The organism is Jiulongibacter sp. NS-SX5, from assembly GCF_052828545.1.
Genome location: NZ_CM128248.1, coordinates 1,492,875 through 1,508,090 on the forward strand (window position 1 = coordinate 1,492,875; position 15,216 = coordinate 1,508,090).

Below are 15,216 nucleotides of genomic sequence, written 5' to 3' on the forward strand. Positions count from 1 at the left end.
ACTCTTCAAAAGGTGACTTGCTAAAATTTACCTCTAAAATTCAATGGTAAGCCCGTCATAGGCCAGTTGCATCTTTTCAGGAAGCTCGGCATTTATTTCATCATGCAAACCCATCTTATGTGATATATGGGTAAAGTAAGTTTGATCGGCATCAATTTCTTTGGCCAGATCTACGGCTTGTGCTAAGGTAAAGTGAGAAATGTGGTCTTGCTTTTGCAAAGCATCAAGCACCAGCACCTTACACCCTTTTACTTTTTGCTTCTCCTCCTCAGATATAAAATTGGCATCAGTGATATACACGAAATCATCTATCCTGTATCCAAATACCGGTAACTTATAATGTAACACCTCAATAGGCTGAAAGGTTAAACCACCAATTTCAAAAGGCTTATTTTCTACAATATTCGTTTTTATTAACGGAACCCCGGGATAGGCTTCATCCAGAAAAGCATAATGAAATTCACGCTTGAGCTGATCAAGAACTTGAGGGCGGGCATAGAGATTCATGTATCTCTTGCCATTCAGGTAATTAAAAGGACGAATGTCATCCATCCCGGCCGTGTGATCTTTGTGTTCGTGTGTATAAACAACGGCGTCCAGACTTTCAATTCCCGTGCTCAATAGCTGCTGACGGAGGTCTGGACCTGAATCTATTAAGACATTGGTGTCCTCTTTTTGAATCAAAACGGACACCCTAAGACGTTTATCTTTAGGATTTGTGGAGGTGCAAACGGGGCACTTACACGTAAGAACGGGCACCCCTGAAGAAGTGCCCGTTCCTAAAATTGTTATTTTCATGCCCTTGTATAGCGATTATCCTTCAGTAAGGTCTTTCACCACTTTCACAAGCATATCAAAGTTCAAAGGCTTCATCAATACCTCGTTAAAGCCAGCGTCCTTATATTCTTCTACCGTATAATTACGAGCGTTACCAGTAATAGCTACTACAGGCAACTCAGCTGTTTTATCATTTTCACGAATTGCAGCCACACACTCCAATCCATCCATTACAGGCATATTAATATCTAAAAGAACGATATCAAAAGGCTCTTTGTCTAATAACTGGATTACCTGCTCACCATTCTTCACAGCGGTGATTTTAAAGTTCTGGAACTCCAGAATCTTTTTGGCCAGGTTTTGAATAACTGAAGAATCTTCAGCAATAAGTACATTCTTGGATGATGACATTTCTAATTTCTATAAGTTCTGTTACGATGTTTGTTTACTCTGAAAGCACTAAGCTTCATCTGTAAGACGTACAATTCCTCTGAAAGTTCCGAATTAACTGAGAAAACTTATTAAAAAAAAGCGGAAAGTATAATTTCTTTGGATGCTGTGGAGAATTAGCAATAACCAAAACAAAGTTGCCAAAATTCTATTCGACACCGTTTAGTAATTCCACCAAAACGTTTAGATATAAAAGTTACCACTTTTACCGCTTAAAAACACAATACACCTTGATCGGTTTGCTAAAAGAGTTAACTTTGAGAAAAGCCATAAAGCTAAAACAAAACCCGAGTACACCGTGCTTCATTTAACCACTATTTGGAGTTTGTTTGGAAAATTACGCTCCTCAGTATCCTCATTCGTATTCAACCTACTCGAACTTTCATTGAACATGAAGAAAATCGCACCTATTTTTCTGGGCTCATTCCTATTAAGCATTTCATTGGCATTCTCTCAGATTGGGGCCTCTAAAACTGCTCAGCAAATAGGAAGAGAGCAAATATTTACCATCTATCTGGAGAATTATTATGAAAACGACACTCTTTTCAATGTAAGTGTTCCAGATGATTTGGATGCTGTTTTCGGAGCTGGCAATTACTCTGTTTCTTCGCCATCTGCTACCGGGAGTCTGGTAGTCAACAGCTCCTATGATGGAAGTGCCAATACTGAGCTTCTGCAAAACACCTCTTTCTTAAAACCTGGTGAACTAGCAACAATCACTTTTGGAATTACCATTACTCAGCCAAGTGATCAAGGACTAGGATTTGGTATATACTCTAATCAAGTTACTGCATCAGGAACACATAATGTAGATGGCGTTCAAAACGATCTCTCAGATTCTGGAACAAATCCAGACCCGAATAATAATGATGACCCAACAGATGCCGGTGAGGATGACCCAACTCTGATAGATATTCTGCAGAACCCAAAAATTGGTGTAGCCAAAACTGTCAGAATTGAAGGTAATGAGGTACATATGAGATTTTATTTAGAAAATCTCGGAAATAGAAACCTAGAAAATATTTCACTAATTGATGATCTGAATGATGTTTTTGGTGCTGGAAATTATGCCATCAGTGCAGCACCAAACTTTTTTGATCCACCCTCCTCAATGACCTTGAACTCTTCGTATAACGGAGGCACGATCGATAATCTTATTTCGTCTGGCTCTCTTTTCATGGGAGAAACGGCCGGAATAGAGATTAGTGTTAATGTAACAAACGTAACTGATCAGGGATTGGGTCTTGGCATCTATGAGAACCAGGCAGAAGTCATTGGCTTTAGTAATACAGGCAAACAAACTTCTGACTTATCTGATGAAGGTACAGATCCAGACCCTAATGGCAATAATTCTGCAGGAGATCCTGATGAAGGAGATGAAACAAGAATTGTAATAGGAGAAGAACCAACTTTGGGTCTTGCCAAAGTAGCCCTTATTCAGGGTGATGAAGTTACTTTTGAAATTTATTTAGAGAACCTAGGTAATGTTACTTTGGACAATCTAGAAATTACAGACGATCTGGAGTCTGTCTTTGGAACCGGGAATTATAATGTAAAAAGCCTTCAGTTTTTAGATTTGAATAGCAACCTAACTCTAAATTCAAGTTATAATGGAAAGACCCAAACGAATTTAATTCAAGGAGGTACATTGGCGGCAGGCGAAATTGATACCATTCAACTGATGGTTGAAAATATCATACTTTCAGATCAAGGCAACGGATTAGGCAATTATCAAAATCAAGTTTGGGGTTCTGCATATTCACCTGGCGATGTCTACACTTTTGATCAATCAGATTCGGGAATAAATACTGATGCCAACGGAAACGGAAATGCGAATGAACCAACTGAAAATGATAAGACAAGTTTTACAATATCCCCATTGGCAAGAATTGGACTTGCACTTGACTATAGAATTGTAAGTTTTGCAGGTAGTTCTCCGACCATTGAATACATATACACTCTTACAAACTATGGAAATCAACGAGTATCTAACTTAAGCATCAGTCAGGATCTCAATACTGTTTATGGAGGTGGAAACTATATTCATACAGTAGACCCTTCGCTTGTCAGTGGAAGTTCAACTTTAAATTATAATTCGGCATTTAACGGTAGCACAAATACGGCACTACTAAATGGAGGAAGCTATCTTGATCCTAATGAAAGTGTAAGATTCAGTATAAGACATTTGGTTACAAATATTACTGATCAAGGGTTTGGGTCAGGTATTTACCAAGCTCAAGTAACCGCAATAGGAACAGACCCAAATTCTACACCTGTTTCAGATGCTTCTTATGAGGGAAATAATCCAGATCCAAATAATGATGGCAATCCTTCTGAGAATGATCCTACAACTATTGACGTAAACGGGAATCCATCAATTGGTTTAGCTCTTGATGCCTCTGTCTCCGGGAATATGATCACATTAGATTACTATATGGAGAATCTTGGTGATGTTGGTTATTCAGAATTATCAATAGTTTCGAATTTAGATCAGGTTTTTGGTGCAGGGAATTATACTATTAGCACACCGCCTACATTTGTGGATGATCCTGGTACTATTAGTATCAATTCTACTTTTGATGGCACCTCAGAAAACCAAGATTTATTTGATTTACAAAACAGTACTTTAAGTAGTGGAGATACTGGTCAGTTAAGATTAATTATCACCCTAAACAATGTCAAAAACACTCAAAATTTAGGTATTGGAAACTATTCACTTCAAGCAACGATTAGCGGTTTAAACCAACAAGGAGCCTACAATTCTGACTTGTCTGATTTCGGAACAGACCCGGACCCGAATGGTAATGGCAATGCCAATGAAGGAGGAGAGAATGATGCGACAACCCTTTCTATTAATTTAGACAAAGTAGGTATTGCTCAAACTGCTTCTGTTTCCGGGTTTCAGGTGACACTAGATATCTATTTTGAGAACCACAGCTTGAATGGAATATCTAATTTAGACATTATCAATGACCTTGATGAGTCTTTTGGTTCAGGCAATTATTCAATCATTTCAAGTCCTACTCTAATTGTAGACCCAGGTACGATTACGCTAAATGGTTCATTTGATGGATCAAATGAAAAAAGTATTATATCAAACAGTTCGACACTTGCCGCTGGAGCCACTGCCCAAATACAATTAACATTAAATATTGACACTGAATCTGACCAAGGCAGCGGCTACGGAGTTTATTCAAATCAATCTTTAATCAGTGGAATTACGAATTCAGGGTTCGTGATAACAGATAATTCAGACGATGGTACAGACCCAGACCCTAACGGCAATGATGATCCAAGTGATGCAGGTGAAGAAGACGCAACACCAATTGTAATAACTGGCAATCCTTCAATTGGAATCGCCAAAAGGGCTGTTGTAAATGGTACTGAGGTAACCCTTATATTTACTATTGAAAACTTGGGTGATGTTACTCTCTCAAATATACTTTTACAAGATCCATTAAATCCTGTTTTTGGAAGTAGCAATTATTCAGTAACAAGTCAACCACAATTGGTAAGTGGACCTGGTACAATAATACGAAGTACTCAATTCTTCGGTTTTAACATATTTGATAGAATAACATTTGGCGGCACCTTGAGACCTGGTGAAACCGAAATAATTAGCACGACAATAAATATCACCACCGTATCAGATCAGGGTAATGGGTTTGGTATTTATCAGAATGGAGTAACTATTTCAGCAACAGATCCTGGTGGAAATCAAGTCAATGATACTTCTGATGAAGGGTATACCACAGACTCCGATTCAAATGGAGATGCGGGAGACGCTGGAGAGGATGATGTGACTACTATAACTATTGGAGATGAAGCCAACCTTGGAGTAGCCTTGGATGCAACAGTAAATGGTACACAAGTAACTCTAGACTATTATTTAGAGAACTTTGGTAATTCGGCCCTCTCAACTTTAAGTCTAATTCACGATTTGAATGAGGTTTTTGGAGCTGGTAATTTTAGTATTTTAAGTGGTCCTACATTTATTGATGATCCTGGAACAGTAGTTCTTAATTCAAGTTATAACGGAAATTTAAATACTGAACTCATAAGTTCCGGAAACTTGGCAGCTTATGATACCGGACAGATTCGCATTGTAGTTGAGGTTATTAATGTTATCAATCAAGGTAAAGGCAAAGGCTATTATATAACACAGGTATTAGGTTCAGGAAATGCTCCATTAGGCACATATACTCAAGATTATTCCGACTTCAATACGGATCCTGATTCTGACGGAAATAGCTTACCCTTCAATTCAACAGAAAGTGACTCTACATTTTTCTTGGTTGATTTTTCATCCATTGGCCTTTCACAAACGGCATCCCTAGACTGTGATAGCATTGTGACTATTACGAAATACATTCAAAACCTTGGAACATCTACTTTGGATAGCATTTCCGTTCAACTTGATTTAGATAATATTTTCGGTGCTGGCACCTACACTATTCAGGAAGCACCAACTATACAAAGTGCAGAAAGAGGCCTTGTATTAAACCAAAATTACAATGGGTCAAGTGAAATCGATATACTACTTCCTGGTTCAGTCTCTTCAGGTGGTGGTATAGAAGTTGTCAGTATAAAAGTAAAATTGAATGCTCCTGTAACAACTACTTATAGTTTCAATTCAACTATCTCTGCTACAGACACAGATAATAATGTTTTCACAGATATATCGGATTCTGGAACCAATCCGGACTTTAATGGGAATAAAATCCCATCGGACTCTGGGGAAAATGATGCTACTGAGCTTCAGAGTTACTCACCCTTAGTTTTGGGTATTACATCTGTGAATTTAATTTGTAACCAAGATGGCAGCGGATCAATTGACCTTTCAGTAAGCGGCGGTAATATTGGATCAGGCTATACTTACAGTTGGTCAAACTCAGCCTCCACTAAAGATTTAAGTTCTTTAGCTGCCGGAACCTATTCTGTAACTGTGACCGATGCAAACTCTTGTACTGCCACCGCTTCTGTGACCATTACTGAGCCGACAGCTCTGATTGCATCTATCAATAGCTCTAGTAATTTGACTTGTAACCAATCTGGAGATGGGGCTATTGACCTTGAGGTTACCGGAGGGACAGTTGGATCAGGCTACACCTACAGCTGGTCAAATTCTGCCACAACTCAAGACTTAAGTTCTTTAGCTGCAGGAACGTATTCTGTAACTGTGACCGATGCGAACTCTTGTACGGCTACCGCCTCAGTGACCATTACCGAACCTACAGCTCTGGTTGCATCTATCAATGGCTCTACTAATTTGACTTGTAACCAATCTGGTGATGGGGCTGTTGACCTTCAGGTTACAGGGGGGACAGTGGGATCAGGCTATACTTACAGTTGGTCGAATTCTGCCACATCTCAAGATTTAAGCTCTTTGGCGGCAGGAACCTATTCTGTAACTGTGACCGATGCCAATTCTTGTACGGCAACAGCCTCTGTGACCATCACCGAGCCGACAGCTCTAGTCGCCTCTATCAGTGGTTCTACAAACTTAACCTGTAATCAATCCGGTGATGGGGCAATTACCCTTCAGGTTTCCGGAGGAACTGTTGGATCAGGCTATACTTACAGTTGGTCAAACTCAGCCTCCACTAAAGATTTAAGTTCTTTAGCTGCCGGAACCTATTCTGTAACTGTGACCGATGCAAACTCTTGTACTGCCACCGCTTCTGTGACCATTACTGAGCCGACAGCTCTGATTGCATCTATCAATAGCTCTAGTAATTTGACTTGTAACCAATCTGGAGATGGGGCTATTGACCTTGAGGTTACCGGAGGGACAGTTGGATCAGGCTACACCTACAGCTGGTCAAATTCTGCCTCAACTCAAGACTTAAGTTCTTTAGCTGCCGGAACGTATTCTGTAACTGTGACCGATGCGAACTCTTGTACGGCTACCGCCTCAGTGACCATTACCGAACCTACAGCTCTGGTTGCATCTATCAATGGCTCTACTAATTTGACTTGTAACCAATCTGGTGATGGGGCTGTTGACCTTCAGGTTACAGGGGGGACAGTGGGATCAGGCTATACTTACAGTTGGTCGAATTCTGCCACATCTCAAGATTTAAGCTCTTTGGCGGCAGGAACCTATTCTGTAACTGTGACCGATGCCAATTCTTGTACGGCAACAGCCTCCGTGACCATCACCGAGCCGACAGCTCTAGTCGCCTCTATCAGTGGTTCTACAAACTTAACCTGTAATCAATCCGGTGATGGGGCAATTACTCTTCAGGTTTCCGGAGGAACTGTTGGATCAGGCTACACATACAGTTGGTCAAACTCAGCCTCCACTAAAGATTTAAGCTTATTAGCTGCTGGAACCTATTCCGTTACAGTGACCGATGCAAACTCTTGTACCGCCACAGCTTCTGTGACCATTACTGAGCCGACTTTGCTAGTCGCTTCTATCAATAGTTCAACTAACCTAAGCTGTAATCAGTCGGGTGATGGGGCGATTGACCTTCAAGTAACAGGTGGAACTGTAGGGTCCGGATACACCTACAGTTGGTCGAATTCTGCCACAACTCAAGACTTAAATTCTTTAGCGGCCGGAACGTATTCTGTAACTGTAACCGATGCGAACTCTTGTACTGCTACTGCCTCAGAGACCATTACCGAACCGACTGCTCTGGTCGCTTCTATCAATGGTTCTACAAATCTAACTTGTAACCAATCTGGCGATGGGTCCATCGACCTTCAGGTAACTGGTGGAACCGTTGGATCAGGATATACTTATAGTTGGTCGAATTCTGCCACAACTCAAGATTTAAGCTCTTTGGCGGCGGGAACCTATTCTGTAACTGTGACCGATGCCAATTCTTGTACTGCAACAGCCTCTGTGACCATCACCGAGCCGACTGCCTTGGTCGCTTCTATCAGTGGTTCTACAAACTTAAGCTGTAATCAATCCGGTGATGGGGCAATTACCCTTCAGGTTACCGGAGGAACTGTTGGGTCTGGCTACACTTACAGCTGGTCAAATTCTACCACAACTCAAGACTTAAGTTCTTTAGCAGCCGGAACGTATTCCGTAACAGTGACCGATGCAAACTCGTGTACCGCTACTGCTTCTGTGACCATTACTGAGCCGACAGCTCTGGTTGCATCTATCAATAGCTCTACTAATTTGACTTGTAACCAGTCTGGTGATGGGGCTATTGATCTTCAGGTAACTGGAGGAACGGTTGGTTCCGGTTATACTTATAGCTGGTCAAACTCAGCTACGACCCAAGATTTAAGTTCTTTAGCTGCCGGAACGTATTCTGTAACTGTGACCGATGCGAACTCTTGTACGACTACTGCCTCAGTGACCATTACCGAACCAGCTCTTTTAACCGCAACAGTAAGCAGTACTACCAATTTGATATGTTATGGAGTGAACACGGGCTCTATTGAGCTAACTGTTAATGGAGGAACTTCTGACTTCCAATATTTATGGTCTAACGGAAGTCATACTAAAGATATTTCTTCTTTAGCCGCCGGTACATATTCTGTTACTGTAACTGATGCCAACTCTTGTACCGCCACTGCTTCTACAAGTTTGACTCAGCCAGCCCAACAAACTATCACACTTACAAAAGCTAATAATCCGACTTCATGTTCGGGCTCAGATGGCAGTCTAGAGTTTAATACTCAAAACATTCCAGACGGTAATTACACAGCTAGTTATTATTACAACAGTGTCTTAATAAACACGACAATAGAAGTCAGGTCTAATATTTTTGTTCTAAATAATCTAACCACAGGCTTATACAATAACTTAACTGTTTCTGTAACGCCATGTACAGTTAATTGGAATAATCCTACCAGCTTAACAGCTCCTTCATTTACAACTTCTGCCAGCAATACAGGACCGTATGAAGTAGGAGATCAAATACAATTGATGGTTGCAAGTGGGGTAAGCTTTGAATGGAGTGGACCAAATAGCTTTTACAGTAATCTTCAGTCTCCAACAATTCCTAACGCCGTAGAAGCAAGTGCCGGTACATATGAGGTCATTGTTCAAGGAGCTAACCAATGTGTAGATACGGTTCAGACGGTGGTGACTGTTAATTGTCAGCCCGCAAAAATTAAGTATTACCTTGTGTATGGAGGGCCAACACCAGAAATCATTACTGAACTAACTGATGATGTAACAATACAAAAGGACCCTAGCAGACTTCTCAATGTTTTTGCTGTTCCGGAATGCAACAGTAATATCATTGAAAGTATGAAGTTACAATTGAGTGGAACGTCGGAATTACAGTTCAGAAGAGATAATGAACCTATCTACGCCCTATATGAAGGTAATGGTGTATATAATGGAGATCACTTATCGCCTAACCTTTATACATTCATTGCCACGGCATATGGTCAGGATGATAATGAGGGAGAGGCTTTATACCCGTCAGACGTAATACAATTCTGGGTAACCAGCGGTACAAGGACTGTCAGCACGCCTTCAGTTCCGAATAGTTATTTCTGTAATGGGCAACAATTCAATATCTCTGTCACCTCTTCTGGTGAATTTGAAGAAGGAAACCTTTACCAGGTACAACTGTCAGATAAAAATGGAGAGTTTTCGAAAAACACAATGATAGGATTCTCAAATAATCCGGCTGCCATCCCATGTACAATACCTTCTGATATGGAGTCTGGCAGTAACTATAAACTGAAAGTAATCTCTACTCACCCGGTAGTAAGTTCAGCGGTAACGTCTGCAGTATTTGAGATTATCGGAGCTAACAGATCTTTAGTCTCGACTGATGATGACATAAACGCAGGCTCTCAACTCATAAGAGCGGTAAGAAAGATTGATGCTCAAAATAAGATTGATAATCCTGGACGTCTGGATATTGAAGCTGGGAAAAGTGTAGAACTACATCCTGGATTTAAAGCAGACAATGGCTCTATTTTCTCGGCAAAAATAAAAGAGCAGTGTGCCAATGAAGGATAACAAAATGGCTTGAGGAGGTTTAATCCTCAAGCCAAACTATTTCTTTAACCTTTAGAATTCTTCTTTCTTCACCCAACAATGCCGTGACTACCAAATCCATGGCATGGTCGCGTGTTTCTGAGTCAATATTTTTTAATTCGGAGGCGTTAATTTTAACCTTGGGAAGTTCTATTTCAATATTCCAATCAGATGGATCTATAAAGACAGGGTCCAGATTGCTATCATATAGTTTGAAGGGTTCAGGATTAGGGTTTACAGGTTTTGAAGAATAAAATTCCCAATTATTCAAATTTGGAGCGTTCCTGATAATCTTTTTACTCAACTGTAGTCTTTCAAACTCTCTGTTTGGTGATAAGATAAATGCAAACTTACGCCCTTCACCTTCTACTATCTCCCAGGTAAAGTGACCAAACTCCAGAACCTTTTTATCAAAATGTTCTTTTAGCTCATCTAGTTTTGCCTGACTTCCTTGTTCCAGGACTTTACAGATTAAATGGTCGTTTTTCTCCCACCATTTCCAAAACTTAATTATATCTGTATTCTGAACTTTGCTCATATCGATGCAATGATACGGCTTTTGACCTTAAGAAAGCTTATTGCAGAAGTAAACCAGCAGCCCATTGTTGTTTAAACCAACTCTTCAGATATTTTCCTTTCAGCTCAATCAACTTAAGGTAACTTTCAGCAAGTTTATTCTGTCTGGAATTGATCATAAAAAGTGAACTGGCCCCCTGACTAAACTTCAAGTCTTCTACCTCCAGAAGCCTTTGATAGTTCTCCGTCAAAGTTGTGGCTAGTGATACCTGTTGCTGCAGTGCGGAAAGCTCAACATCATACTGCCCAACTTTAGTTTTAAGCTCCTGAAGCTTAAATCGTCTTGCCCAGCTAGTCTCATCTACCTTTAAAGTGGCCTTTTGATATTTACCCCTACCAGATCTTAAAAAAAGCGGCATGGAGAAATTCACACCAAATTTATAATTATTACTCAAGTAAGGATTGTAGGCACTCTCAAAAGAATAATAATCTTTGCTAAGAACATTCATACTCAAATTGAGCTCCGGAAGAATTTCCTGACGCATTAATTTTCGTTCAACTTCCAGCCCTCTCAACTTAAAATCATAGTAAATAAGATCGGGGTGTAAGTTTAATTGATCTATCAGCGACTCAGGCGAAGGTACCTCCGGCAAGTAAGTAAACATGCTGGTATCTGGTCTTACTTCTGGACCTGGAGCATAGGCTTCACCGTTTTCATCCCAGAGGTATTGTGACAAACCTAGACTTTTGGCAAAATATACCTGGTTTAAGGCCACCATCTGTAGTTGCAGGTTCAAAACCTGACCGTAGGCCTCTACCGTATCAATTCTGGCCTTGTCTCCATTCTCAAACAGAACGGTAGTTAACTCAAGTCTCTCTTCAGCATTTTCAAGGTTTCTTTGGAGTAAAGACATTGACATATAGGCCGCAGCCCATTCCCAATAAGTATTTAAGGCATCTATGTAGAGATCATTAAGTATGCTCCTACGCTCTACTTCTGCACTTTGCTGATAAATTTGAGCCTTCTGTAGAGTTGCTCTTTTTTTATCAATCAAAAGCCCCCTTAACACTGGCAATTCTACACCAGCATAGGTTAAAACACCATTGGTATATTCAGGATTTAAGTATTGCCCTCCATTTGTTTCTATTCCGGTTTTCACCTTAATACCTAGTGGAGTAAACAAGCTTAACTCAGGGGTATCATGTAGATAATATCGCTTCCCCTCCAGCTCCTTACTCTTGCGTTCATAGGTCAGTAAAGGATCAAAAATCCCTTTTGACGCCAAGACCTCCGCTGAACTTTGAGCTATTTTTAGCTCTGCTTGTTTGGCTACAGGATGATTCTCCTTCATTAGCTCCATAAACTCAAGCGGTGTGAGCACCGTCTGAGAAAATCCTGAAAAGGAAGCCAGTAGAAGGAGTAAACTATTTCTTAGTCTTCTTGTCATCGGCTTCAAATTGATAATATTCAGGTGGGAACCCATTAATATTTCTCCATAATTCGTAATAAATAGGCACATCTTTAAGCAGTGCAATACCTCGGGCTCCTCCACCTATTTTCAACATATCTGGCCACTGGCCTTCTTCCTGATCTGGTACCACAAGAATTTTAAAAAGCCCATTAGCCCCTGTGTTACTTTCAATTGCCGCTACTTTCCCACCAAAAGTACCGTAACTGGAGTTAGGCCAACCGTTAAAAACAATTGCCGGAAATCCATCGAAAATGAATCGTATTTCCTGCCCTAGACTAATTAGAGGTAAATCCATAGGCTTTATGAAAAGCTCCACTGCTTTTTCCATCACCTCTGGCACAATTTGAACGAGCATTTCTCCCTCCTTCACATTCTCTCCAATCCCGGCCTTCTTTGCACTGGTAATCTGTCCCGATTGCGGAGCCACGATATACAAAAAGTCTCTACGAACTGCATAGTTAGAAAGTTGATTTTCCAGCTTCGCAATATCAGATTCTGTACTGGTCGCGGAAGAAATACTAGCAAATCTTTCACCTTCTGTCTTAGCTATCTTTTCGTTATACTCCTGTATAGTTTCGTTCCTATTAATTTTCAGGTTTAATAACTCTTGCCTGCTTTGATTAAGCTTATTCTGTAAGCTGGTTACTTTTGCGGCTCCCTCTCTCACACTTATTCTCCTCTTTTCAAAGTCTACCATAGAAATGGCTCCCTCTTCCAGCATTTTTTGTGCTGCAGAAAACTGTCTTTCATAGGCAATCTGAGCATTTGTAGCAGCTGATAAATCAGCACTATCACTCGCAATTTTAAGCTGCTGCTGTGTAATCTTATTATCTATGGAATTGAGCTTTAACCTCTGTCCTTCCCTTAGAGCCTTAAGCTGATCTAAAGCTGCGTCAGCCTTATTCAGGTAGGCATCAGCCGATTGTCTTTTTGCAATTACCTGCTTTTGAACCTGATTGATAAGATTTGGATCCAAATAGTCGGTTTTCACCTCTGACATCCTCAGTAAGGTATCACCTCTTTCTACCAAATCACCTTCCTTCACATACCATTTTTCTATTTTTCCAGGAATAAAAGCATTTAACTCCTGCGGCCTATTTTCTGGCCTAAGTGTGGTCACTTTTCCATTGGCTCTTATGTTCTGAGTCCATGGCAAAAACATGACAGCTACAAAAAGAAGCCCAAACCAGGCAAACCACCTTATGACCTTATTTTTTTGTTCCAATAGATATACCTCGTTGATGGAAGGAAAGGTCCTTCTCAACGACTCGGAGTTATCTATGTCACATTCCAAAAGTCTTTTCATCTATTCTAATATTTATCTTCCAGGTCATACCAGACCTTTGATTTCATCAATTTGAGTTCCTCCAGTTACCCGTTCAGTTGAATAACTTTATCACACCATTTTGCACAGTCTATATTAGCCGAAGCCAAAATGACTGTTGTCTTTGTTTCTTTCAGGTATTCCACAACTCCCTTAATCTGCTCATCAGTAAGATGCTTAAATGGCTCTTCCATAAGGGTCAATCTATTCTGTAATAATATTGCTCTGGAGAGCAATATTTGATGCGTCACCACTGATGACAGCTTCCTGCCAAACGGATCCAAAACAGTGCTCATCCCTTCGTCTCTACCAGAAATAAACTTGTCTAGCCCGGTAATTTCACATACTTTTTGAACCTTCTCAATGCTCAAGTTTTCATCACCAAGGGTGATATTCTCAAGAATACTTCCTTCAAATATGTTTTGCTTGCCAAGCAAAATCCCCATCTGCTTCCTTAAAGAAACATTATTGTAGTTACTGATAGGCAACCCATCTATCAGGATTTGACCAGACCTTTTCCTGAATGATCCGGTTAATAGTCTAAGTAAGCTTGTTTTTCCAGATCCAGAAGGTCCATGAACCATCAGCCATTCACCGGGTTTTACATCAAAACTTAGTTGATCAAGAATTACATCTGTAGAATTGTACCCAAAAGTTACATCAGACATCTTGACTGAAACACCCTCGGCCTTTGCTGATAATTCCATGGTTCCAGATGATTCAATTTCTGCTCTAGCCACCTTATCCAACTTAACTACGGACGTCATAGCCTCATATACCTGATCCATGTTACCGACCAACTTTTCTACTGAGCCCAGAATAAGTACAATCACAATATCTGAGGCAATAAACTGACCTATATTGATTTGCTGATCTACCAAAAGAGTTACACCGAGTATTAACATAGCCGCTGTAATAATCACCTTAAAGAATATCAGAGTCCAGTACTGAAACTTCAACACTCCAAAGTGACTGGTTCTGGCTTTCAGATATTTTGATAGCAAAGAATCCATTTTTGAAAGGTGAAGCGTAGTATGGCGAGCATACTTAAAGGTTTTAACTCCTCTGGCCATTTCTTCTAACCATGAGGCCGACTTGTACTTATAATCACTTGTTTCCAGCGACGTTGCAAAACCTTTATAGGATGTAAAACGGAGAATAAGAATGATGATCACCAATAATACCAAGCCAAACGCTATAAACAGTGGATGATAAAAGGAGAGCAGTATCACACCAAATACAATCTGAATAATAGCATATGGTACATCTACCAATAACTTATGTAAACTTTTCTGAAGACTTGGAGCATCAAAAAACCTATTCACCAATTCAGGTAAGTAATATTGATTGATCTTGTGAATATCTAATAATGGTAGCCGTTGTGCGTATTCTAATGAATAACGAACAAAAATCTTCTGCTCAATTTTTTCTATCAACTGCAACTGCCTCACCTGTAGTAAACCGGCGATAAACGTCCCGAGCAATACGAGTGCTATCAACAATAGTATAGAGGTAGACATTTGTGCAGCCTGCACAAAACCAATAATAGTCTGTATACCTAAAGGCAAAGAAAGCGATACTAAACCCGCAAAAATAGAATAAATATAAACGGCCGTAATATCCTTTTTATCAAGCCATAAGATATCTAAGACCTTCCTTAATGCTTCACCTATATCTAAGTGACTTTTGTCTGCCATAAACGTTTATTT

7 protein-coding genes are annotated in these 15,216 nt (G+C 40.1%); 1 reads left to right on the forward strand and 6 read right to left on the reverse strand.

All coding sequences use genetic code 11. From position 1 onward, the window contains the following. Positions 1-33: 33 nt before the first annotated feature. Together ACUXV0_RS06725 and ACUXV0_RS06730 are read right to left on the reverse strand one after the other, a co-directional pair. Positions 34-798, reverse strand: a complete 765-nt coding sequence (locus ACUXV0_RS06725) for an MBL fold metallo-hydrolase (RefSeq protein WP_446192308.1) — start codon at positions 796-798, stop codon at positions 34-36. Positions 799-813: 15 nt separating this feature from the next. Beyond that, positions 814-1,188: a response regulator gene (locus ACUXV0_RS06730; protein WP_446192309.1), complete on the reverse strand. Its 375-nt coding sequence runs from the start codon at positions 1,186-1,188 to the stop codon at positions 814-816. 430 nt (positions 1,189-1,618) lie between these two features. Between ACUXV0_RS06730 and ACUXV0_RS06735 the strand changes: the two genes are divergently transcribed. Continuing rightward, positions 1,619-10,177 carry a beta strand repeat-containing protein gene (locus ACUXV0_RS06735; RefSeq protein ID WP_446192310.1) on the forward strand — a complete coding sequence of 2,853 codons (8,559 nt, stop codon included), beginning with the start codon at positions 1,619-1,621 and terminating at the stop codon, positions 10,175-10,177. Between the two features lie 19 nt (positions 10,178-10,196). Here the strand turns inward: ACUXV0_RS06735 and ACUXV0_RS06740 are convergent, their stop codons facing one another. The 4 genes from ACUXV0_RS06740 to ACUXV0_RS06755 form a co-directional block, all read right to left on the reverse strand. Continuing rightward, the gene (locus tag ACUXV0_RS06740) at positions 10,197-10,733 is read right to left on the reverse strand and encodes a hypothetical protein (RefSeq protein ID WP_446192311.1); all 537 of its coding nucleotides are present in this window, start codon (positions 10,731-10,733) and stop codon (positions 10,197-10,199) included. Positions 10,734-10,770: 37 nt separating this feature from the next. Beyond that, positions 10,771-12,159: a TolC family protein gene (locus ACUXV0_RS06745; RefSeq protein WP_446192312.1), complete on the reverse strand. Its 1,389-nt coding sequence runs from the start codon at positions 12,157-12,159 to the stop codon at positions 10,771-10,773. Then, the gene (locus ACUXV0_RS06750) at positions 12,137-13,489 is read right to left on the reverse strand and encodes an HlyD family secretion protein (protein WP_446192313.1); all 1,353 of its coding nucleotides are present in this window, start codon (positions 13,487-13,489) and stop codon (positions 12,137-12,139) included. Before ACUXV0_RS06750 ends, ACUXV0_RS06745 begins: the two co-directional genes overlap by 23 nt. A gap of 65 nt (positions 13,490-13,554) precedes the next feature. Next, positions 13,555-15,204 carry a peptidase domain-containing ABC transporter gene (locus ACUXV0_RS06755; protein WP_446192314.1) on the reverse strand — a complete coding sequence of 550 codons (1,650 nt, stop codon included), beginning with the start codon at positions 15,202-15,204 and terminating at the stop codon, positions 13,555-13,557. Between the last annotated feature and the right edge of the window lie 12 nt (positions 15,205-15,216).

Coding starts and splice junctions, on each gene's coding strand:
- ACUXV0_RS06725 (WP_446192308.1), bottom strand. CDS start 798: ATGAAAATAACAATTTTAGGAACGGGCACTTCTTCAGGGGTGCCCGTT.
- ACUXV0_RS06730 (WP_446192309.1), bottom strand. CDS start 1,188: ATGTCATCATCCAAGAATGTACTTATTGCTGAAGATTCTTCAGTTATT.
- ACUXV0_RS06735 (WP_446192310.1), top strand. CDS start 1,619: ATGAAGAAAATCGCACCTATTTTTCTGGGCTCATTCCTATTAAGCATT.
- ACUXV0_RS06740 (WP_446192311.1), bottom strand. CDS start 10,733: ATGAGCAAAGTTCAGAATACAGATATAATTAAGTTTTGGAAATGGTGG.
- ACUXV0_RS06745 (WP_446192312.1), bottom strand. CDS start 12,159: ATGACAAGAAGACTAAGAAATAGTTTACTCCTTCTACTGGCTTCCTTT.
- ACUXV0_RS06750 (WP_446192313.1), bottom strand. CDS start 13,489: ATGAAAAGACTTTTGGAATGTGACATAGATAACTCCGAGTCGTTGAGA.
- ACUXV0_RS06755 (WP_446192314.1), bottom strand. CDS start 15,204: ATGGCAGACAAAAGTCACTTAGATATAGGTGAAGCATTAAGGAAGGTC.